General features: G+C 70.5%; 18 protein-coding genes. 7 read left to right on the forward strand and 11 right to left on the reverse strand.

The window, feature by feature from the left end; translation table 11 throughout:
- Window positions 1-26: 26 nt before the first annotated feature.
- Together ACEN9V_RS15620 and ACEN9V_RS15625 are read left to right on the forward strand one after the other, a co-directional pair.
- The gene (locus ACEN9V_RS15620; RefSeq protein WP_413601064.1) at window positions 27-572 is read left to right on the forward strand and encodes a TetR/AcrR family transcriptional regulator; all 546 of its coding nucleotides are present in this window, start codon (window positions 27-29) and stop codon (window positions 570-572) included.
- Window positions 573-603: 31 nt separating this feature from the next.
- Complete coding sequence (locus tag ACEN9V_RS15625; protein ID WP_413601065.1) at window positions 604-1248, forward strand: hypothetical protein; 645 nt, start codon at window positions 604-606, stop codon at window positions 1246-1248.
- Between the two features lie 33 nt (window positions 1249-1281).
- Here the strand turns inward: ACEN9V_RS15625 and ACEN9V_RS15630 are convergent, their stop codons facing one another.
- Together ACEN9V_RS15630 and ACEN9V_RS15635 are read right to left on the reverse strand one after the other, a co-directional pair.
- The gene (locus ACEN9V_RS15630) at window positions 1282-1755 is read right to left on the reverse strand and encodes a hypothetical protein (RefSeq protein ID WP_413601066.1); all 474 of its coding nucleotides are present in this window, start codon (window positions 1753-1755) and stop codon (window positions 1282-1284) included.
- Window positions 1756-1785: 30 nt separating this feature from the next.
- Window positions 1786-2175: a tautomerase family protein gene (locus ACEN9V_RS15635; RefSeq protein ID WP_413601067.1), complete on the reverse strand. Its 390-nt coding sequence runs from the start codon at window positions 2173-2175 to the stop codon at window positions 1786-1788.
- 143 nt (window positions 2176-2318) lie between these two features.
- On the opposite strand from ACEN9V_RS15635, the gene ACEN9V_RS15640 reads away from it, so the two are divergent.
- On the forward strand, window positions 2319-4211 hold the full coding sequence (locus ACEN9V_RS15640; RefSeq protein ID WP_413601068.1) for an ABC transporter ATP-binding protein: 1893 nt from the start codon (window positions 2319-2321) through the stop codon (window positions 4209-4211).
- A gap of 62 nt (window positions 4212-4273) precedes the next feature.
- Here ACEN9V_RS15640 and ACEN9V_RS15645 read toward each other — a convergent pair whose 3' ends face one another.
- The 3 genes from ACEN9V_RS15645 to ACEN9V_RS15655 all read right to left on the reverse strand — a co-directional run bounded on the left by ACEN9V_RS15645 (window position 4274) and on the right by ACEN9V_RS15655 (window position 8534).
- Entirely contained in the window at window positions 4274-6364 is a 2091-nt protein-coding gene (locus tag ACEN9V_RS15645) for an ArnT family glycosyltransferase (protein WP_413601069.1), read from the reverse strand.
- A 131-nt stretch (window positions 6365-6495) separates the two neighbouring features.
- Window positions 6496-7962, reverse strand: a complete 1467-nt coding sequence (locus ACEN9V_RS15650) for an SDR family NAD(P)-dependent oxidoreductase (protein WP_413601070.1) — start codon at window positions 7960-7962, stop codon at window positions 6496-6498.
- A gap of 8 nt (window positions 7963-7970) precedes the next feature.
- Window positions 7971-8534 carry a TetR/AcrR family transcriptional regulator gene (locus ACEN9V_RS15655; RefSeq protein ID WP_413601071.1) on the reverse strand — a complete coding sequence of 188 codons (564 nt, stop codon included), beginning with the start codon at window positions 8532-8534 and terminating at the stop codon, window positions 7971-7973.
- Window positions 8535-8598: 64 nt separating this feature from the next.
- On the opposite strand from ACEN9V_RS15655, the gene ACEN9V_RS15660 reads away from it, so the two are divergent.
- Window positions 8599-9336: an SDR family oxidoreductase gene (locus ACEN9V_RS15660; protein ID WP_413601072.1), complete on the forward strand. Its 738-nt coding sequence runs from the start codon at window positions 8599-8601 to the stop codon at window positions 9334-9336.
- A gap of 12 nt (window positions 9337-9348) precedes the next feature.
- Here the strand turns inward: ACEN9V_RS15660 and ACEN9V_RS15665 are convergent, their stop codons facing one another.
- Genes ACEN9V_RS15665 through ACEN9V_RS15675 form a run of 3 tightly spaced genes read right to left on the reverse strand, consistent with a single transcriptional unit; the run spans window position 9349 to window position 12574 of the window.
- Complete coding sequence (locus ACEN9V_RS15665; protein WP_413601073.1) at window positions 9349-10416, reverse strand: threonine aldolase family protein; 1068 nt, start codon at window positions 10414-10416, stop codon at window positions 9349-9351.
- On the reverse strand, window positions 10413-11114 hold the full coding sequence (locus ACEN9V_RS15670) for an SDR family NAD(P)-dependent oxidoreductase (RefSeq protein WP_413601074.1): 702 nt from the start codon (window positions 11112-11114) through the stop codon (window positions 10413-10415). The genes ACEN9V_RS15665 and ACEN9V_RS15670 overlap by 4 nt, the downstream gene beginning before the upstream one ends.
- A complete protein-coding gene (locus ACEN9V_RS15675; RefSeq protein ID WP_413601075.1) occupies window positions 11111-12574 on the reverse strand; it encodes a DUF6421 family protein in 1464 nt (487 codons plus the stop codon). The genes ACEN9V_RS15670 and ACEN9V_RS15675 overlap by 4 nt, the downstream gene beginning before the upstream one ends.
- Window positions 12575-12759: 185 nt before the next feature.
- On the opposite strand from ACEN9V_RS15675, the gene ACEN9V_RS15680 reads away from it, so the two are divergent.
- Window positions 12760-13500, forward strand: coding sequence for an HAD family hydrolase (locus ACEN9V_RS15680; RefSeq protein ID WP_413601076.1), 741 nt, complete (start codon window positions 12760-12762; stop codon window positions 13498-13500).
- On the opposite strand, the gene ACEN9V_RS15685 is transcribed toward ACEN9V_RS15680, so the two are convergent.
- Together ACEN9V_RS15685 and ACEN9V_RS15690 are read right to left on the reverse strand one after the other, a co-directional pair.
- Entirely contained in the window at window positions 13405-13818 is a 414-nt protein-coding gene (locus ACEN9V_RS15685; protein ID WP_413601077.1) for a hypothetical protein, read from the reverse strand. The genes ACEN9V_RS15680 and ACEN9V_RS15685 overlap by 96 nt on opposite strands.
- Before the next feature lie 28 nt (window positions 13819-13846).
- Window positions 13847-14824 (reverse strand): SDR family NAD(P)-dependent oxidoreductase, encoded by a 978-nt coding sequence (locus ACEN9V_RS15690; RefSeq protein WP_413601078.1) that lies wholly within the window; start codon window positions 14822-14824, stop codon window positions 13847-13849.
- Between the two features lie 132 nt (window positions 14825-14956).
- Here ACEN9V_RS15690 and ACEN9V_RS15695 point away from each other — a divergent pair, with 132 nt between their 5' ends.
- Together ACEN9V_RS15695 and ACEN9V_RS15700 are read left to right on the forward strand one after the other, a co-directional pair.
- Window positions 14957-15553 carry a TetR/AcrR family transcriptional regulator gene (locus tag ACEN9V_RS15695; RefSeq protein WP_413601079.1) on the forward strand — a complete coding sequence of 199 codons (597 nt, stop codon included), beginning with the start codon at window positions 14957-14959 and terminating at the stop codon, window positions 15551-15553.
- A gap of 87 nt (window positions 15554-15640) precedes the next feature.
- A complete protein-coding gene (locus ACEN9V_RS15700; protein ID WP_413601080.1) occupies window positions 15641-17203 on the forward strand; it encodes an MFS transporter in 1563 nt (520 codons plus the stop codon).
- Window positions 17204-17219: 16 nt separating this feature from the next.
- On the opposite strand, the gene ACEN9V_RS15705 is transcribed toward ACEN9V_RS15700, so the two are convergent.
- Window positions 17220-19280, reverse strand: coding sequence for an ArnT family glycosyltransferase (locus ACEN9V_RS15705; RefSeq protein WP_413601081.1), 2061 nt, complete (start codon window positions 19278-19280; stop codon window positions 17220-17222).
- Window positions 19281-19417: the final 137 nt, after the last annotated feature.

Genomic DNA, 19417 nt, shown 5'->3' on the forward strand with positions numbered 1-19417 from the left:
AGTATAGACGCGAGTAGCCTTGTGGCGTGCCTGCTTCCACTCCTCACATCGAAGACAGCCGCCGACGTTCGGTGCTGGAGTCCGCGCTCGAGACATTCGCTCGCGTGGGCTACCGAGGCGCGTCGATGGAAGCGATCGCGAGGGCCGCACGGATCTCGCGACCGGGCCTGTACTTCCTGTTCGAGTCGAAAGAAGCCTTGTTCCGCGAGGCCGTGTCGCACGTACTGTCGTCAGATCTCGCCGCCGTCGAAGCGACCCTCGCGGACGACACGATGCCGTTCCAGGATCGGCTCGTGGCCGCCTTCGATCGCTGGGCGGGGAGGTATGTCGGTCCGATGGTGCGTGACGTGCCGACAGTCATCGCGGACAATCCGTTCTTGCTCGACGACGTTGCCCGGGCAGCGCCAAGCCGGTTTGCCAATTTCGTGGAGGCCGCTGTCTGCCGCGAGATGACGAACGGTGCGTCGGTCGCGCAGACCCTGAACAGCGTCTCGGTCGGGCTGATCCATCAGGTCGTCACACGCGAGGAGTACCTCGAACGCCTTCGCGTAGCGGTCGAACTCCTCACCTGATGGCCTCTTGCCGATCGGCTTCAGACGTCCGGTGAACGACCGGCTGTCGAGACCCTGTTCTCGCGGCGTCAGCGCCCGTTGGCGCAAGATCGAGGTCGTGCGTTTCGACACCGTTCTGGCTGCAACCGACAGCCCGGACCTCATGGCGGAGGTCGCCGCGCTTCGGCGCCCTGCTCGACGACTCGCTCGCGGGGTGACCATGATGCGGGGCGGCTCGGCGCAGGCGCGGCAGTTCCAGCTCGTCGTCGACGAGCGCGACGAGAGCTGGACGTGCGACCGGCAAGGCGATCGTCACCGCGATCAGTATGCGGATGGTGTCCTGCACTCGATCGACGGGCCGGTGGAAGTCGGCTTCGCCCGCAGCGGCACGGTAGCTCCTCCGGTTCGGCTGCTCACCCCGGAGCTCCTGCCGATGTGGGGTTCGCCCGCGAGCGTCGTGCCGGTCCTGGTGCAACGGATCCGCGGGCACTGGCTGCTTGTGACCTGCGAGCACGAGCGCGATCCGGCGGACCGCGTGACGGTGGTCATCGACGAAGGGGACGGCATCGCGCACCGCTGGTACGGCACGAGCGAGGTCACGGTGCTCACGGAGGTCCGAGTGATGGATGATGATGAGCCCGCACCGCTGCGTCCTCGCTTCTCCCGTCTGTCGGAGTGGCCAGCGCTCGAATACTGAGGGGGCCGCGCCGCCGTCTCGCTCACCGATCGGCTACCGGGCGCGCGCTGCCTCGTGGCGATCCGACTCGTCGTCTCGAGTGACTGCTCTCGGTCGTCGCAGGACGACCCCTGCGCATCCCGCGGCCAGGCAACCGCAGACGGCCGCCGCCGGAAGAACGAGTTGCCACCCACCGACAGTCAGCAGCAGACCGCCGATGACGGCAGCGACGAAGGCCAGCGCTCCCACGACGACCGATGCGCGGCGCACCGGATGCGCCGCGAGTTCATGCTCCGCGCGGTTCCTCACGACGACCCCGACCCACGCAACGGTGGCAGCGACCGCGACACCCAACGGGATCGCGGCCACTGATGCGAAAGCCACCGATCCCCAGCTGACGTAGCTGTACCTGACCTTCCCGAGGCTGAACATCCCGACCGCGAGGACTGCGCCGGCGACGACGACCACAGCCGGAAGCGGCGCTCGGCGTAGCCAGCTCGTCATTGCCCCGTTCCGAGATCCCACCATGTCGACAGCGTAGGACCGCGCGATTCAGGCTCAGACCTCGACGGTGTAGTCGAGCGCGAGGTCTGCGGCGTTCCGGCCCCGGATGCCCCAGTTCACCTTGGGCGTCTCGGTGATCGTTATCTCGACACTGTGCGGCGAGATGCCGACAGCGGATTCGATTCGAGCGAAGAGCTCGCTGATGAGGGTTCGCTTCGCTGCCTCGCTCCTGCCCTCGAACATCGAGATCTCGATGATCGTGTAGTGAGGACCCCGGTCTTCCGGATGGACGAAGTCGGCGGGGTCAAGGCCGATGAACCGCTGGAACCGCTTCTCTGGCGGGTAGTCGAGCGCCTGCATGATCGCGCCGTGGATCGCGTCCGAGAGAGCGGCACGGTGTGCGTCGAGGGACGCGCGGAGGGCGAAGACGACGACTTGTGCCACGACGGAATGCTATCGAGCGCACGAAACGCGGGGCCCCGTCCGTTGCGGGGCCCGGTCGCAGGATTGTCGCTGGCCGCCCGTATCCTTGCCACTCGGGCGCCGAGCCAACTCCCCTCGGTCCGGAGCCCACGGAAGGAACAGCCATGAGCATGGAAGGCGCGGCCTGGAGCTCGCTGTACAAGATCTCGACCGCCAGGGACGGCAAGCACGGCATCTCCCGTGAGTCCGTCCGACGGATCATGACGTTCGCCGTGCCGTACCGGGCCAAGTTGGTGGTCTTCATCCTGCTGTCCGTCGTCGGGGCGTTCCTGGCAGTCGCGACGCCGGTGCTCGCAGGCCAGGTCGTCGACGTCATCGCTGCCAAGGGGGCAGTCGGCACGATCGTCTGGCTCGCCGTCGTCATCGCCCTGGTCGCGGTCGCCGACGCCGCCGCGTCGCTCGTGACCCGCTGGTACTCGGCACGGATCGGCGAGGGTGTGATCCTCGACCTCCGCACCGCCGTCTTCAACCACGTGCAGAAGATGCCGATCGCCTTCTTCACCCGGACGCGGACGGGCGCGCTCGTCAGCCGTCTCAACAACGACGTGATCGGCGCGCAGCAGGCCTTCAGCGGCACGCTGTCCGGCGTGGTCACGAACATCGTGGCGCTGATTCTCACCCTCGCCGTCATGCTCAGCACGTCGTGGCTCGTGACCGTGCTCGCGGTGGTCATGCTCCCGATCTTCCTCATCCCAGCACGCCGGGTGGGCAGTCGGCTCGCTGCGCTCCGGCGCGAGGCCGCTGATCACAACGCAGCGATGAGCACGCAGATGACCGAGCGGTTCTCGGCGCCAGGCGCCACCCTCGTCAAGCTGTTCGGTCGTCCCGACGAAGAGGCGGAGGAGTTCCGGGTGCGCGCCGCTCGCGTCCGCGACATCGGCGTCCGGAGCGCCCTGCTGCAGTTCGTCTTCGTCACCGCGCTCACGCTCGTCTCCGCGCTCGCGCTCGCGCTCGTCTACGGGGTCGGCGGTTCCCTTGCACTCGGTGGGCAGCTGAACACCGGTGACGTGGTGACGCTCGCCCTGCTGCTCACCCGCCTCTACGCCCCGCTGACCAGCCTGGCGAACGCGCGGGTCGAGATCATGAGCGCTGTGGTCAGCTTCGAGCGGGTCTTCGAAGTGCTGGACCTCGAACCGCTCATCCAGGAGAAGCCCGACGCGGGCACCGTCCCGGACGGCCCGGTGTCGGTGGAGTTCGACGACGTCCGCTTCGCGTACCCGTCGGCGGACAAGGTGTCGCTCGCCTCACTCGAAGAGGTGTCGACGCTGGACACCCGCGGTGGCGAAGAGGTCCTGCACGGTGTGTCCTTCCGCATCGAGCCAGGGCAGACCGTCGCGCTCGTCGGGACCTCCGGCGCCGGCAAGTCCACGATCGCGCAGCTTCTGTCGCGGCTGTACGACGTCGACAGCGGGGCGGTGCGGCTGGCCGGGAAGGACGTCCGCGACGTCACCTTCGTGTCGATGCGGCACTCGCTCGGCATGGTGACGCAGGACGGCCACCTGTTCCACGAGACCATCCGCTCCAACCTGCGCCTCGCCCGCCCGGAGGCATCCGACGACGAGGTCTGGGACGCCGTCCGCCGTGCCCGGCTCGAGCCGCTCATCCGGTCCCTGCCCGACCAGCTGGACACGATGGTGGGGGAGCGCGGCTACCGGCTGTCCGGTGGCGAACGCCAGCGGATGACCATCGCGAGACTGCTGCTCGCGCAGCCGCGTGTCGTCATCCTCGACGAGGCAACTGCAGCGCTCGACTCGACCTCCGAGGCTGCCGTGCAGGCAGCACTGAGCGAGGCGCTGGAGGGGCGGACCGCGATGGTCATCGCACACCGCCTGTCGACCATCCGCAGCGCTGACCTGATCCTCGTGGTCGAGGACGGGTCGATCGTGGAGCGCGGCACGCACGAGGAACTGTTGGCTGCCGGCGGCCGGTACGAGGAACTGCACCGCACGCAGTTCGCGGTGCAGAAGAACCTGGCTGTCGAGGAGAACCTGCGCTGACGACCCCGGACAGGAGGCGCGGTGCGGGCTGCCACCGTGCCTCCTGTCCGGCCGTTGCCGGGTCAAGCACCGCTGGTCAGGTCGTACATCGTGACGCCACCGACGGTCTGCGCGTCGAAGTTCGCGGCGACCCACGCCGCGATCTTCGCGGCGGCATCGCTCCCGCTGCTGCCGCTGGTGTTCGTGGAGCTGCCGATGAACCAGTGCACTCTCCCTTCGGCGACCAAGGTCGTGAACTCCGACAGCGTCGGCGAAGGATCGGTGCCGTTGTACCCGCCGATCGCCATCACCGGGTCGCCCGTCGCGAGCTGGTAGGTGGCGGCGCTGTTCGAGCCGACGGTCGCGGCCGCCCAGGTGTAGTCGTCGGCGTCGGCGGAGAGCGCCGCCACGACCTTCTCGGACACCTCCGTCGAACCACCGAGCAGGTTCGTGCCACCACCGGCACCCGCAGCGGTGCCATCACCCTGGAGCTGGCCGGGAGCCTGACCACCGGGTGCCTGACCACCGGGTGCCTGACCACCCGGTGCCTGACCACCGGGTGCCTGACCACCGGGTGCCTGCTGCTGCCCGGGTTGCCCGCCGCCGACACCGCCGGGCCCACCGATGCCGCCGCCTGGACCCGCCGACGTCACGCTCGGGCCGGCGGAGGGAAGTGCGCCGGTGTGTCCCACCGTGGTGGTCTGCACCGAGAACGCCGTCGGCCCGAGCAGTGCCGCGACGAGCACCACCGCGATCGTGGCCGACGCCACACGCCGGCCTCGCGGGGGCACCAGGACCAGCACCGCCCCGCCCGCCGTCGCGGCCAACACCACCCAGCGGATCCACGGCTGCCACGGCGACGCCTGGGTCAGCAGCGCGAAGGACCAGGCCCCGGAGACGGCCACGATCACCGACGTCGCGATCCGCCACGCGAGCACCGCCCGGCGCTGCCACACGAGTCCTGCACCGATGCCCACCAGGCCGGCGATGTAGGGGGCGAGAGCGACGGTGTAGTACGGGTGGAAGATCCCGCCCATGAAGCTGAAGACCGCTCCGGTGACGAGCAGCGAACCACCGAGCACCAGCACGGTCGCCTGGCGTGGGTCGCTGCGGCGCCGGGCGCCGACGGCGACGAGCGACACGACGAGCAACAGCAGCGCGGTCGGCAGGAGCCACGTGACCTGGGTGCCGAACTCCGAACCGAACAGCCGCGTCAGGCCGGTCGAGCCCCAGGAGCCCGCGCCGGTGGTCCCTCCGGGGACGACGCTGCCGGTCTCGTCGCCGGTGACCCGACCGAGGCCGTTGTAGCCGAAGGTCAGCTCGAGGAAGCTGTTCGTCTGTGACCCGCCGATGTACGGGCGGGCCGAAGCCGGGACGAGCTCGACGATCGCGACCCACCATCCGGCGGACACGACGAGCGCGGCGGCAGCGGCCGCCAAGTGGCCGAACCGGCGGAGCAGCGGACGGGGCGACGCGACGAGGTACACGCCGACCAGGGGTGGCAGCACGAGGAACGCCTGCAGCTGCTTCGTCAGGAAGCCGAGTCCGACGAGCACGCCGGCCCACACGACCCAGCGCATCCGCCCGGACTCGATGCCGCGCAGGGTGAGGGCGATCGCTCCGATCGTGAGCAGGACGAGCAGCGCGTCCGGGTTGTCGTAGCGGAACATCAGTGTCGCGACCGGGGTGGTGGCGAGCACCGTGCCGGCGACGAGTGCCGCACCGGCTGAGAACCGACGACGCACGATCCGGTACAGGACGGCCACCGACGCGACCCCCATCAGCGCCTGGGGCAGCAGGATCGCCCACGAGTTCAGCCCGAAGAGTCGGACCGAGATCCCGATCACCCAGAGGAAGGCGGGCGGCTTGTCCACAGTGATGGCGTTCGCGGCGTCGGACGATCCGTAGAAGAACGCCTCCCAGCTCTGGCTTCCGGCCTGCACCGCCGCGGAGTAGAAGGCGTTCGCCCAGCCGTTCACGTCGAGGTTCACGACGTAGAGCACACCCGTCGCCAGCAGCAGGCCGAGCAACGCCGGACGCTCCCACCGAGCGGCATCACCCCGGCCGCGGACCAGTCGTCGCAGTCGATGGCTGACCGTGGGGCGGGCAGCGCTGGCTGCGGCCCTCGCCGACGGTGGGTGCGGCGCGGTGACGTCGGGTGCGTGGGTGGTCATGACGACGATCGTCAGCGACCGTCATCGGCCGCCCATGAGCCACGGCTGTGGTCTTGGTAAGTCGTGTGCAGTCGAGCGGCGTCGACGTCACGACCGAGGGCAGGCGGCCGTGCGCGCCGTGTGCCAGCGCCTCACCACGAGCTGGGCTCGTAGTCCTTCAGGAAGACACCGAACACGTCGTCGCCCGCCTCGCCGCGGACGATCGGGTCGTAGACACGGGCAGCCCCGTCGACCAGGTCGAGCGGAGCATGGAAGCCCTCTTCCGCCAGACGGACCTTCGTGGGGTGCGGCCGCTCGTCGGTGATCCACCCGGTGTCGACGCTCGTCATCAGGATGCCGTCGGTCTCGAACATCTCCTGGGCACTCGTGCGCGTCAGCATGTTGACCGCGGCCTTCGCCATGTTCGTGTGCGGGTGCCCTGGCCCCTTGTAGGCGCGGCCGAACACGCCTTCCATGGCGCTGACGTTCACCACGTAGGTGCGCTTCGACTCGCTCGCCGCCATGGACGGGCGGAGCTTCGAGATCAGGATGAACGGCGCGGTGGTGTTGGCCAGCTGCACCTCGAGCATCTCCAGCGGGTCGACCTCGTCGACGTGCTGCGTCCACGAGTTCACGTCGTGCAGGTCCGGGACGAGACCACCGGCGTCGATCGCGGTCCCCATCGCGAGCCGTTCGAGCGAGCTCGAGCCGGGGGTCATGGCCTGCTCGGTGAGTTCATCGGCGCGGGCAGCAGCGGCCGCGAGGATCGGGTGCGCCGTGACCGAGCGGGCGAGTGCCTGCGGGTGCTGGTCGTTCGTGTGCCCGAACGTCACGAGCTCGGGCAGCGGCCCGTCGGGGAGCGGGGCGAGTTCGGCGTCGACGAGGGGCTGGTACGCGCCGGTCGACCGGCGCACGGTCTGCGTGGCGTTGTTGATCAGGATGTCGAGGGGCCCAGCGGCGGCGACGTCCTCGGCGAGGCCGATCACCTGGGCCGGGTCGCGCAGGTCGATGCCGACGACCTTGAGGCGCGAGATCCACTCGGCGGAGTCGGGGAGGCTCGAGAACCGGCGCACCGCATCGCGGGGGAATCGTGTCGTGATGGTGGTGTGTGCCCCGTCGCGGAGGAGTCGGAGCGCGATGTACATGCCGATCTTCGCGCGTCCGCCCGTGAGCAGTGCCCGCTTGCCCGTCAGGTCGGTGCGGGCGTCGCGCTTGGCGTGGCTCATCGCGGCGCACGAGGGGCAGAGCTGGTGGTAGAACGCGTCGACCACCGTGTAGTGCTGCTTGCACATGTAGCACGGGCGGGACTTCAAGAGGGTGCCGGCGGTCGAGGCACTGGTCGAGGCGCTGATCGGGACGCCGCGGGTCTCGTCGTCGATGCGGTCGGCGGCACCGGTCGCGGTCGCGGCGATCACCAGGCGGTCGGCCTCCGCGATGACCGCGCGCTTCTCGAGCCGGTGCGCCCGCTTCACGGCCTTGAACATCTTCGCCGTGGCCTGACGAACCCGCACGAAGTCGGGGTGGCGCTCGTCGATCGAGGGCAGCTGCTCGAGGACCCGGAGGGTGGCGTGGAGGTCCTCGGGGAGGATGCCGCTGGGCTCGGGATGCTCGGAGATCACACGGGATTCTACGTTGCGTTGCGGCCGGCGCGCAGTCCGTCCACGACGAGGTCGAGCAGGTGCGGTGCCCGGTCGGCGGCCGACGGCCCGAGCTGCCAGAGGAACGCGACGAGAGCGAGCAGGTCGGGTGGTGACACGTCCGGGCGGAGGACGTCGGCGCGCACTCCGGCGTCGAGCAGTGTGGCGATCGCGTCGACGATCTCGTCGTACTGCTCGTCGTGCAACTGCTGCCGGGTGGCCGCGTCCAGGACGTCGGCCAGGGCGTGCTTCTGGTACCCGAAGGCGGCGAGCTCGTCGAGCCAGGACCGGAGTGCCGTCCGCTGGTCGGGCGATCCTGCCGCGTCGCGTGCGGACGCGACCAGTCCCTGGAAGTCCCCGCGGTAGACCTCGGCGAGCAGGGCCTCCCGGCTGGGGAAATGGCGGTAGATGGTTCCCTGACCGACGCCGGCGAGTCGTGCCACCGATTGCATGGTCGTCGCTGGTTCGACGCGCAGTGCTTCCCGGGCGACGTCGACGAGTCGCGCGCGGTTGCGTTCAGCGTCGGCGCGGCGGACCGATTGCGAAGCGGACATGTGTCCGGTAGCCTCCCTCGATGAAGCGGACAAGCGTCCGCTTCACTCTAGCGAAGGGAAGACCATGGAGGGGATCCAGGGCAAGGTCGTCGCCGTCACCGGAGCATCGAGCGGCATCGGCGAGGCGACAGCGCTCCGCCTCGCCGCCTCAGGCGCGAAGGTCGTGCTCGGCGCCCGCCGGGTCGACCGGCTCGCGTCCGTCGTCGAACGGATCACCGCGGTCGGCGGCGAAGCCGTCGCGGTCGAGACCGACGTCCGCAGCCGGGAGGCGCTGCACGCGTTGGTCGCGTCGGCCCGGTCCCGATTCGGTCGCCTCGACGTGCTCCACCAGAACGCCGGCAGCATGGCGGTCTCCCCGTTCGACGCCCTCGACGTCGACGGCTGGCAGCAGATGGTCGACGTCAACCTGGTCGGGGTCCTCAACGGGATCGCCGCAGCGCTGCCGGTGTTCCGCGAGCAGGGGTTCGGGCACTTCGTGCACACGGCCTCGACGTCGGCGCACCGCATCGTGCCGGCGCAGGGTGTGTACGCGGCGACCAAGACCGCGGTGCGGGTCCTCAGTGAAGCGCTGCGACAAGAGGCCGGCCCCGACCTCCGGGTCACGGTCGTCTCGCCCGGCTTCACCGCCACCGAGGGCGTCACGAAGACGGACGACCCCGAGCAGCGCGCCGCGCTCGAGGCCCGGATGGCCGCGATCGCCATGCCCGCCGATGCGGTGGCGGCTGCCGTCGCCTACGCGATCGCCCAGCCGGCGGGTGTCGACGTCGGCGAGGTGATCATCCGACCCACGGCGCAGGACTGATCGGCGACGCAGTCAGCCGAGCTCCCGCGTGAGGGCCGCCACGAACGCGTCGATGTCCTGCTCCGAGGTGTCGAACGAGCACATCCACCGCACCTCGTTCCGGCTGGCGTCCCAGTCGTAGAACCGGAAGTGTTCGCGCAGCCGATCGGCCACGCCTGCCGGCAGCGTCGCGAACACCCCGTTCGCCTGCGTCTCCTGGCTGAACCCGACGCCCTGGATGCTGCCGTCGGCGATCCCGGCCTCGAGTGCGCCACGGAGCCGCTGCGCCATGGCGTTCGCATGCGAGGCCGAGCGGAGGTACAGGTCGTCGGTGAGGAGCGCGATGAGCTGCGCCGACACGAACCGCATCTTCGACGAGAGCTGCATGTTCATCTTGCGGAGGTACTGCAGCCCCTCGGACGCGGCGGGGTTCAGCACGACGATCGCCTCGCCGTAGAGCATCCCGTTCTTGGTGCCGCCGAAGCTCAGCACGTCGACGCCGGCGTCGGTGGTGAAGTCGCGGAGGGGGAGCCCGAGGGTCGCGGCGGCGTTGGAGATGCGGGCGCCGTCCATGTGCAGCGTCATGCCGAGCGGGTGGACGTGGTCCGCGATCGCCCGGATCTCCTCGACGGTGTACGCGGTGCCGAGCTCGGTGGTCTGGGTGATCGACACGACGAGCGGCTGGGCACGGTGCTCGTCGCCCCAGCCCCATGCCTCGCGGTCGATCAGCTCGGGCGTGAGCTTGCCGTCCGGGGCGTCGACGGTGAGGAGCTTCATGCCGCCGACCCGTTCCGGCGCCCCTGCCTCGTCGGTGTGGATGTGGGCGGTCGAGGTGCACACGACGGCGCCCCACCGCGGCAGCATCGACTGCAGTCCGACGACGTTCGCACCGGTGCCGTTGAACACCGGGAACGCCTCTGCCTGCGCCCCGAAGTGCTGCCGGATCACGTCGTTGAGCCGCGCCGTGTAGACGTCTTCACCGTAGGCGATCTGGTGGCCCTGGTTGGCCGCGGCGATCGCGTCGAGGATCTCGGGGTGGACGCCGGCGTAATTGTCGGAGGCGAAGCCCCGCAGGTCCAGGTCGTGGAGTTGGAGGGTCACTGGTTCATCCTAGGGAGCGGGGCGGCAGGGGGCTGGGCCGACGGGGAGATGGGGAGACGAGCGCCGTTCACGTCGGCGGGCGCGGCAGACCAGAGCCGGACGACCTCGTCGCCGAGTCGTTCCTCGAGTCCGTCGAGCGCACGGACGACGAAGATCGCGGCTGCGGCCTGCGGCGCGCGCTTCCGGAAGCCCTGGGCCACGGCACGGACCCAGGCGTCGGCCGCGGCCTTGGCGGCGGCGTAGTTCGCGCCGCCGGCGGTGGGGGAGTCGACCGCGGTGGACGACACGATCGCGAGCCGTCCCGCCGCGGACACGACGAGGTCGTCGTCGAACACCCTGGTCGTGTTCCGCAGGGTCCGGAAGCCCCGGTCGAAGAAGTCCCAGTCCTCGTCGGACTGGCCGGCGAGGCCACCGCCACCGCGCCAGCCGCCGACGAGGTGGACCAGGCCGTCGATCGGGCCGACGGAATCGTGGATCGCGGCGGCCAACGAGACGACCGCACCGTGGTCCGAGAGGTCGCACGTGTGGGTGGTGACGCCCGGGACGGACGTGCGCAGTGCCTCCAGTGCGTCGGATCTCGTGCCGACGGCGACGACGGCCGCGCCGGCGGAGGTGAGTGCGCGCGCGACGGCCGCGCCGCTGGCGCTGGTCGCTCCCGCGATCAGCACCACGCGGCCGGCCAGGGGCCCAGCGCTCACGCGGCGTCCGCGACGTCGGCGGGTGCGACGGACGAAGCGCCGGTGATGCCGGCCGTCGACGCGATGACCGCGGCCATCTTCTTGTTGAGCGCCTCGTAGAACATCGACAGCGGGAACTCGTCGTCGAGCACCGCGTCGGTGTAGCCCTTCGGCGGTCCGGCGAGCGTCTCGGCGGGCAGTCCCTGCGCCCACCGGGAGGCCGGGTGCGGCGTGAGCGTCCGGGTCAGCATCTCGTATGCGGCGAGCCAGTGCGCCGACTTCGGCCGATCGATGGAGCGCCAGTACAGCTCGTTGATCTGGTCGCTGAGCGCGATGATGACGTCCGGCACCTCGTCCCAGTCGATCGTGAGCTGCGTGTCCGTCCAGTGCAGGACGTCGTGCTGGTGCATCCACGCGAAGAGCAGTTGGCCGCCGAGCCCGTCGTAGTTCCGGACGCGGCTGCCGGTGATCGCGAACCGGAAGATGCGGTCGAAGACGACGGCGTACTGCACGAGCCGCGCATGGTCGCGGATTGCGAGTTCTGCGCTGCTGAGTTCTGGGCGCGCGGACAGTTCTCGATCCAGCCGCACCGATTCACGGAATGCGGTCAGATCGCACCGGAGTTCTTCGAGCGAGTAGAGGAAGAACGGCATCCGCTGCTTGATCATGAACGGGTCGAACGGCAGATCGCCGCGCATGTGGGAACGGTCGTGGATGATGTCCCACATCACGAAGACGCGCTCCGTGAGTTCCTGGTCGTCGAGCATCGCGGCTGCTTCGGCGGGCAACTCGAGTTTGGTGATGTCCGCCGCGGCGCGGACGACCCGCCGGTAGCGGGCGGCTTCGCGGTCCTGGAAGATCGCGCCCCACGTGAACGCCGGGATCTCCCGCATCGCGACGGTCTCCGGGAACAGCACCGCGGAGTTCGTGTCGTAGCCGGGGGTGAAATCGACGAAGCGGAGTGCGACGAACAGTGCGTTCTCGTAGTCGCCGGCTTCCAGCTCCGCGATGAACTCGGGCCAGATGACCTCGACCAGGACGGCTTCGACGAGCCGCGAGGAACTGCCGTTCTGCGTGACCATCGGGAACACGACGAGGTGGCCGAGTCCGTCCACGCGGTGCTGTTGCGGCTGGAACGCGGTCAGGGAGTCCAGGAAGTCCGGGACGCCGAATCCCTCCTGTTCCCACCGCGAGAAGTCGCGCTGCAATGCAGCGAGGTACGCCGCATCGTGCGGAAAGTGCGGTGCCAGTTCGGCGACGGCCGGGAGGATCGTGGCCAGGTACCCGGACGCGGTCCGGTGATCCGACGGGTCGGGTATCGAGCCGTCCTGCGTCTGCAGGGATCGGAACGACACGACGGCGTCCTTGAGGCGGTGCCACGCGGGAAGTGCTGCGACCTCGCGCACGTCCGGGCGGTCCTCGACGACCTCGGGCTCACCGACGATGGCGTCCTGCGTGAACCTCTGGACGAATTGCGACATGTCGAACCTCCCGTCATCGGGTCGGCCGCTGCGGTGCGGCGTGGAACGTGCTTTTTCTGAGCCTAGGGAAAAGCGGCGGACGGAAAGTTGCCCATCTCCGGCGGATTCGTGCGCATTCTGCGGCGTCGCGCGCGGTATCGAGGCTCCCGCGCAACGTTCTGCCATCGGGGTCCTACTCTGTGGGGGTGGGGACGCTGCGAGCGGTCGGGTTCGACCTGGACGGGACGCTCTTCGACCACCGCGGTTCGGCACGTGCCGGCGCGTCTGCATTCCTCGGAGGGCTCGGGCTGGACGTCACCGAGGCGGTACTCGACGCGTGGTTCGCTGCCGAGGACGAGCAGTTCGAGCGGTGGCGTTCGGGGGAGATCAGCTTCCAGGAGCAGCGTCGGAAGCGTCTCCGGAGCGTGCTGCAACCGCTCGGCATCGACGTTCCGGATGATGACGTCGGGCTGGACGCGCTGTTCGAGGACTACGTGCGCGCGTACCGGGCCTCCTGGCGGGCGTTCCCCGATGCACTGCCGCTGCTGCACCGACTGCGGTCCCGCGGGTTCCGGCTCGGCGTCCTGACCAACGGGACGGAGGAGCAGCAGCGCGACAAGCTGGCACGCACCGGCTTGGACGGCGCGTTCGACGTCGTCTGCACCTCGGAGCGCATCGGGTTCCAGAAGCCGGACGAGCGGGCGTTCCTGACGCTGGCCGGCGAGTTGGGGGTGGCCCCTGCCGACTGCCTCTTCGTCGGGGACAACCGCGCGCACGACATCGTCGGCGCGCGTGCTGCCGGGATGTGGGCGGTGCTGGTCGACCCCGCCGCGGGTCTGCGCGACGTCGTCCTAGAAGAGGTGGCCCGCACTCGCGGTGTGCGTCACGACCTCGGCCGCGAGGAACGTGACGACCACGCCGGCGAGTGTGCCCAGCCCGACGAGTGACGTCGCTCGCCCGCGGACCCGGCGGACGACGGCCCAGCAGGTCCCGAGCACGACGACGACCACGGTCACGGTCGGGTGCCAGACGAGCACGGCGCTGCCGGCGCGGTAGTCACACCCCGGGGACGGCATCGCGCAGGCGTCGAAGGCCATCTGGCTGATGACCACGGCGAACCACGCGGCCGGCGCGGCGAGGTAGCTCACCGCGAGGGCAACGATCGTCACGGTGAGGTCGACCGCGCCCGGCTTCCGCTGTGCTCGTGCGGGACGGAGCGCCAGGTCATCGCCGGGGTCGTCAAACGCGCTCAGTCGTTCCCCCATCCGCCCACGATAGGGCCCCACGAGCCAGTCAGGCGAGGAGCTGCTCCGTGAGCGTCCACAACCGCCGGGCGTCGTCGGGGTCGAGCATCGCCGAGTTGGCGTCCGCTGGGATGCTGTCGGCGGTGAGTGGTCGGACCTCGTCGTCGATCACGGCGACGTCGCCGTCCTTCAGGTAGACCCCGCCGATGCCGTCGAGCAACGGGCTCGCGGCGCCGAGCACGAGCGTCGCCGCGCCCTGCTCGATCGTCTTCTTGCCGTTCGACGGGTCGACGATCGTCGCGCCGTGCTCGTCGACGAGCCCCTGCTGGCGGTAGGACGCGATGCGGCTCGGGTCGTGCGGGCCCGGTCCGATGATCACGCCGGGGTGCGCGGCGAGGGCCCTGATGCCCTGGTCGGCGTACCGGCGGTCGAGTTCCACCGTGAAGAGCACGTTCGCCCGCTTCGCCTGCCCGTAGGCGGCGCCTGCGTCGTACCCGCTGGCGAACGCCGGGTCGTCCCAGCGGATCTGCCCGTTCCGAGCCGCGCCGGACGTGACGGTGAGGACCCGCGCACCACGAGCCTCCAGGAGGGCGGGGAGGAGTGCCCGCGTGAGCTGGAAGTGCCCCAGGTGCGCGGTCGAGAACGAGCGCTCGTTCCCGCGCGCGTCGAGCTGGCGGTCCGGGGTGAAGAGTGTCGAAGCATTGTTCACCAGCGCGTGGAGCGGGCGGCCGGAGGCCGACCACCGTGCGGCGAAGGCGTCGATCGACGCCGGGTCGGTGAGGTCGAGCTGTTCCACTCGGACGCCGGGGATGTCGGCGACCGCTGCGGAAGCGCGATCGGTGTCCCGTGCGGCGACGGTCACGGACGCTCCCGCCGCGGCGAGTGCGCGGCTGGTCTCGTGACCGAGTCGGCCGTGGCCGCCCGTGACGACGACGTTGCGGCCGGCGAGGTCGATGCCCGCGAGGACCTCGTCCGCGGTGGTCGCGGCTGTGAAGCCGGTGCCGATGGGGTGCTGGTCGGTGATCATGACGGTCCTTCCCGGAGGCTGTGGTCGCTGAAACGGAGCGACGTTCCGGAACAATACGGAACGCTGATCCGGATTGCAAGCGGAAACGGAGCGATGTTCCGTTCTCCGGCGCGCGCATGCGATGATCGAGTGGTGAGCACGACGCCGACCGGGGATGACGCGCCTCGGCGTCGGCGCGATGTCGAGCGGAACGAGCGGGCGATCCTGGACGCCGCTGGCGGGGTGTTCGCTGCATCCGGCGTCGGCGCTCCCGTGCGCGAGGTCGCTGCGGCGGCCGGCGTCGGCGTGGGGACGCTCTACCGGCACTTCCCGACCCGTTCCGACCTGGTCGTCGCGGTCTACCGGCACCAGATCGTCGCCTGCGCCGAAGCCGGGACGGCGCTGCTCGCGTCCGAGCCGACGCCGTTCGTGGCGGTCCTCCGCTGGGTGCACCAGTTCGTCGACTTCCTCGGGACGAAGCACGGGCTGGCGCGGGTGTGGGAGGGCGACACCGACGGGTTCACCGCGCTGCACTCCCTGTTCATCGACGAGCTCGTACCGGTGCTCGGCCGGCTGCTCGACGCCGCTCGGGACTCGGGGGAGGTGGTCGCGTCGATCGCGCCGTACCAGCTGCTCCGTGCCGTGGGCGATCTCGTCGCGTGGAGCCCGCGGGACCCGGACTACGACGTCCGGACGAGCGTGACGCTCCTGGTGACGGGGTTGCGGCAGCCGCAGCCCGAGGCCCCGTAGCGCAACTGCATCGCGTGGCGATCGGGGTACGCGTCATCCCGTTCGGCTGACGACGGGTGGGGCGGACGGGCCTACCGTGGGGTCGTCATGGCAGCCGAACACCGCAAACCCGTCGAGCCCGATGCGGCTCCCAGCGTCGAACAACACGGCGCGCACCACGTAGCCACCTCCGATGCGCCGTCGAGCGGGTCGCCCGATCCGCGTGCCACGCCGGCGGACTCCGGCGACCAGCCGGACCCGAACCGCTGGAAGGCGCTCGTCATCTGCCTCCTCGGCGGCGGCATCGTCCTGCTCGACGTGTCGATCGTCAACGTCGCGCTGCAGTCCATCTCGACCGGTCTCCCGGGAGCGACCCCAGAGGCCGTCCAGTGGATCCTGTCCGGGTACGCGCTGTCGTTCGGTCTGCTGCTCGTCCCCGGTGGGCGTCTCGGGGATGCGACCGGACGCCGTCGCATGTTCGTCATCGGCGTCGGGCTGTTCACGCTCGCGAGCGCCCTCTGCGGCTTCGCCCCGAACGGCATCGTCCTGGTGATCGCCCGCCTGGTGCAGGGTCTCGCGGGCGGCCTCCTCACGCCGCAGGTCACCGCCCTCATCCAGCAGCTGTTCCGCGGCAAGGAGCGCGGCACCGCGTTCGGGCTGTTCGGTGCGACCGTGGGCATCGCCACCGCGATCGGCCCGCTCGTCGGTGGCCTGCTCATCACCGCGTTCGGCACCGAGAACGGCTGGCGGTTCGTCTTCTTCGTGAACCTGCCGTTCGGGCTCGTCACGATCCTGCTGGCGATGCGGTACCTCCCAGCGGCCAGTGCGCACGAGCGTGGGAAGAAGCACGACTTCGACCCGGTCGGCATCGCACTGCTCGGTGCCGCGGTGGTCGCCCTGCTGCTGCCGTTCGTGCAGTCGCAGGAGTGGAAGGGCAACACGAAGTGGTGGCTCGTGGTGGTCGCCGTCGTGCTCGCCGTGCTGTTCGTCCTCTGGGAGCGGCACTACGGCCGGACGAAGGAACCGGTGGTCGACCTCGCGCTCTTCCGGCGCCGGTCGTTCTCGCTCGGTGTGGGGCTCGCGACGCTCTACTTCGCCGGGTTCACCCCGCTGTTCTTCGTCCTCACGCTCGCACTGCAGTCGGGACTGCACTACTCGGCGCTGCTGGCGGGACTGTCATCGGTGCCGTTCGCGATCGGCTCCGGCATCGCGTCGACGATCGGCGGGCGGATCGTGCACCGGTTCGGCCGTCAGCTCATCGTGATCGGGACGATCCTCGTGCTCATCGGCCTCGGTGCGGTGATCTGGGTCGTCGCGAACCACTACCGGTCGGATCTCGGCTGGTGGCTGGTCCTGCCGCTGCTGATCGCGGGCATCGGCTCCGGGCTCACGATCTCCCCGAACCAGACCCTGACGCTGTCCGAGGTCCCGGTCGAGCAGGGCGGCTCCGCCGGCGGGCTCATCCAGGTCGGCGCCCGGGTGGGGTCGGCGATCGGCATCGCGGCGGTCGGCAGCGTGTTCTACTCGGCGCTCGCGAGCTCGCGCGGTGACTACGCGAACGGGCTGCCGCTCGGACTCGGCGTGGCGCTCGGGTTCGTCGGCGCGGCGCTCCTCGCCGGCATCGTCGACGTCGTGATCGGGAGGGTGCGGGGCACGGAGGCGACGGTCTGAGCCGGACGGCCGTGGCTCAGGAGCACTGTTCCAACGCGAACGACGCGTCCGCCTGCGACAGCCACGGTGACCCGGACGACGAGGCGAACGTCGACCCCCAGCGGTGGACGACCCGACATCCGAGTGCCGCGGTCGCCTGACGCACCGGGTCGGTGGACGCCGGCCCGTTCGCGACGACGAAGAGCCGCTCCTTCCCCGAGTGGATCATCGACTCGATCTGCGCCGTCGTGAACACCGGGACCCGGCCGGAGAACCCGCCGTCGGTCAGCACTTCGTCGCCGGTGTCCCCGATGACGTCGGCGGCGATCCGCCACGAGTCCGTCAGGAACAGCGGGGCACCGTCCTTCCCGCCACCGTGCCGTTCGGCGTCCGCGACGAGCGCGGCTTCCGAGGCGTCGAGACGGGTGTGGCCGCCGATGACGTCGGGCGCCGAGATCCGGAAGGCCGTCGAGGTGTCGCCGGTCCTGTCGCGCGACGGTGACCTGCCGAACGCGAACGCACGGGTGGGGAGGTGCCCGGCGCCGGCGAAGGCGCCGGTGGCGATCCCCACCGAGGCGTCGCCGCCGCTGCCGTCTCGTGCCGCGTCGAGCGCCTGCAGGGAGAAGCACGCGGGACCGAGCACCACTGCAGCGACCAGCAGTCCTGCAGCCGTCCGGCGCCCTCGACCCGGATCGACCCCGAACGTCGATCGACGGCGCACGAGCAGCGCGACCAGGGCCGCGACGGTCACACCGACCGCGATCGTCGAGAGCACCGCCGGTTCGGCGGAGGACCGTGCGAGCCAGATCCACCACCCGCCCTGCACGACGAGCAGTCCCGTCGGGACGAGTCGGAGCCGGCGATCGGGAGCGTCAACCAGTGCGGCTGCGCCCCACCACCCGAGCGCGCCGAGGGCCGCGAGCTGGACGCCGATGCCGGCGACGTACGCGGTGTGCGGGAGCCGCAGGACGGACAGGACCGCGACCGCCGTCGCCAGCCAGACGACCAGGGTGAGGAAGACGGCGGAGGCGGGGCGAGCCTCCCGGCCGGACCGGCCCGGCCACCAACGGACCGCGCCGATCCCGATGCCGGTGAGCGCAGCGGGCCAGGTCCACCCGACCTGCGACGCGTAACGCGGCGAGAAGAGCTGGAGGACGGAGTGGCCGCCGCGACCCGCTCCGCCGGCCGTGTGGAAGAGGTCGGCGACGTGTGTGCCGGCGTGTCCGACGGCTGCGCCGATCGCGCCGACCGCTCCCGGCCACAGGCCGGGCAGGAACCGGTCGACGCCGTTGTAGCCGAGGACCATCGCGAAGACGCTGTCGTCGGTGGACCCGTCGATGTAGGGGTGGTCGGATGAGGGGAGCAGGGAGACGACCACGGACCAGCCGAGGCTCGCCACCAGCGTCGCGCCGACGAGCACCGCCGAGTGCGCGACGGCCCGGCGCCACCGGCCCCCACCATCGCTGCTCGCTGCGACGACCGTGCCGACGACGAGCGCCGGCAGGATCAGCCAGGCCTGCAGCATCTTCGCCTGGAACCCGACCCCGACGAAGGCGCCGGCGACGAGCAGCGGCCACCACGCACCGGTGAGCGCGGCCCGCTGCCACCAGACGAGCGCGACGGCGAGGGCCATGGTGAGGAGCCCGTCCTCCATCGGGTGCCCGAACATCGACACGAAGATCGGCGTTCCGGCGGCGAGGGCCGCGGCGACGAGCCCGGCTCGGGCACCGAGCCACCGCAGCGCCACCACGGCGACCGCGACGGTCGTGACGGCACCCTCGATGACCTGCGGCAGCGCGAGCGAGGCGGTGGACATGCCGAACAGGTGGACGCTGATCGCCTGGGGTGCCGCGAAGCCGGCGAGCTTGTCGAGCGTCACGGTCGCGCCGGGATCGAACGACCCGGACAGGAACGCCGGCAGGGACTCGGACATCGAGCGGGCCGCCGCGGCGTAGAACTCGGAGTCGCCGCCACGGGCGAGGTTCCAACTGGTCAGCACCGCTCCGAGCAGCACGATCCCGGCGAGGGCGGCCTGCTGTCCGCGGGACTGGTGGAGCCAGCGAGCGGGGCGGCGCTCGACACGGTCGTTCGTGGTCATGTCGGGAATGTCCCGCTGCCGTCGATGAGGAAGCCGTGGAGCGCGGGGGCGCGGGCCTCCGGTTCGCTCAGGAGCGGGTCCAGGAACGTCGGCGCGACGTGTACGGCTGGTCGCGCTCCTGGTGTCGCCCGTTCGGC

The sequence above is a fragment of the Curtobacterium sp. Curtsp57 genome (assembly GCF_047324335.1).
Taxonomy (GTDB): Bacteria; Actinomycetota; Actinomycetes; order Actinomycetales; family Microbacteriaceae; genus Curtobacterium.

Coding starts and splice junctions, on each gene's coding strand:
- ACEN9V_RS15700 (WP_413601080.1), top strand. CDS start 15,641: ATGGCAGCCGAACACCGCAAACCCGTCGAGCCCGATGCGGCTCCCAGC.
- ACEN9V_RS15675 (WP_413601075.1), bottom strand. CDS start 12,574: ATGTCGCAATTCGTCCAGAGGTTCACGCAGGACGCCATCGTCGGTGAG.
- ACEN9V_RS15640 (WP_413601068.1), top strand. CDS start 2,319: ATGAGCATGGAAGGCGCGGCCTGGAGCTCGCTGTACAAGATCTCGACC.
- ACEN9V_RS15705 (WP_413601081.1), bottom strand. CDS start 19,280: ATGACCACGAACGACCGTGTCGAGCGCCGCCCCGCTCGCTGGCTCCAC.
- ACEN9V_RS15685 (WP_413601077.1), bottom strand. CDS start 13,818: ATGGGGGAACGACTGAGCGCGTTTGACGACCCCGGCGATGACCTGGCG.
- ACEN9V_RS15660 (WP_413601072.1), top strand. CDS start 8,599: ATGGAGGGGATCCAGGGCAAGGTCGTCGCCGTCACCGGAGCATCGAGC.
- ACEN9V_RS15645 (WP_413601069.1), bottom strand. CDS start 6,364: ATGACCACCCACGCACCCGACGTCACCGCGCCGCACCCACCGTCGGCG.
- ACEN9V_RS15630 (WP_413601066.1), bottom strand. CDS start 1,755: ATGGTGGGATCTCGGAACGGGGCAATGACGAGCTGGCTACGCCGAGCG.
- ACEN9V_RS15655 (WP_413601071.1), bottom strand. CDS start 8,534: ATGTCCGCTTCGCAATCGGTCCGCCGCGCCGACGCTGAACGCAACCGC.
- ACEN9V_RS15690 (WP_413601078.1), bottom strand. CDS start 14,824: ATGATCACCGACCAGCACCCCATCGGCACCGGCTTCACAGCCGCGACC.